Here is a 1,003-nt window from a genome sequence, read left to right on the forward strand (position 1 = left end):
GTGGCGCCTTCGGGACCTGCCGCCTGGTCGAGTTCCAGCGCGCCTTCTTCGACCGCCATCAACACGGCATAGGCACTGAGGAGTTTGGTGACCGAGGCCAACGGAAAGCGGCGTTGCTGGTCGCCGTGTGCGGCCAGGATGGTGCCGTCCGCTCCGACGACGGCGGTGGCCGCGTTGTCCACCGGCCACGACTCGATCAGCTTGACGCTCTCCACAGTTGCTCCTAGCTTGCCGTTGGGCGGTAGTGGGCCGCCAGCCGGCGTAGCCCGTCCTCGATGCTGACTTCTGGTGTCCAGTCGAGCACTTCGCGCGTGTGGCGCTGGTCGAACCAATGCGCCGTGGATAGTTGCTCGGCCAGGAACCTGGTCATGGGCGGCTCGTCCTTGACCAGTCCGCGCTTTCCGGCGGCGGTCCAGGCGCGTTCGATCACTGCGCCGGCGCCCCGGGCCAGCCAGCCCGGAACCGACCAGTCCGGCGCCTTCACACCGGCGGCGTCGCAAATCCCTGCGATAAGTTCGCCGACGGGGCGGGGCTGGCCGTTGGTGACCACCAGTGCCCGGCCATGCGTCTGGTCCATACGTTCGAGCGCCCGGACAATTGCCGCCGCGGCGTTGTCGATGTACGTGGTGTCGATCAGCGCGGCGCCATTGTCCAGCAGGGGCAGACGGCCGGCCTTGGCCCGCGCCACCACACGCTCGACCAACTGGGTATCGCCGGGTCCCCACACGACATGCGGGCGGACTGCGGCAACTCGGAAATCGGGGGAGTCCTCGCCGAGGGCAAGAATCTCGGCGGCGGCCTTGGACCGGGCGTAGTTGCCGCGGGCACGCTCCGGATCAGCAGTCCCGGCGTCCGCTCCGGCGATCGCTGCGCCGAAATGCGCCACGGACGGGGAGGACACGAACACCACGTCGCGCACTCCGGCGGATTTAGCCGCGGCCAGCAGGGTGCGGGTGCCGTCGATGTTGGTCGCCACGAACTCGCTCCACTCCCCGGTGAAGGA

General features: G+C 68.9%; 2 protein-coding genes. Both read right to left on the reverse strand.

Annotation, left to right across the window (positions count from 1 at the left end):
* Positions 1-215, reverse strand: a 215-nt coding sequence (locus AC5RWT_RS37785) for a serine hydrolase (RefSeq protein WP_494084677.1), incomplete at its 3' end; no start/stop codon positions are given.
* Between the two features lie 8 nt (positions 216-223).
* Positions 224-1,003: NAD-dependent epimerase/dehydratase family protein (locus AC5RWT_RS37790; protein ID WP_494084678.1), on the reverse strand; the 780-nt coding region annotated here is incomplete at its 5' end.

This window comes from Arthrobacter sp. Dra40 (assembly GCF_059091905.1).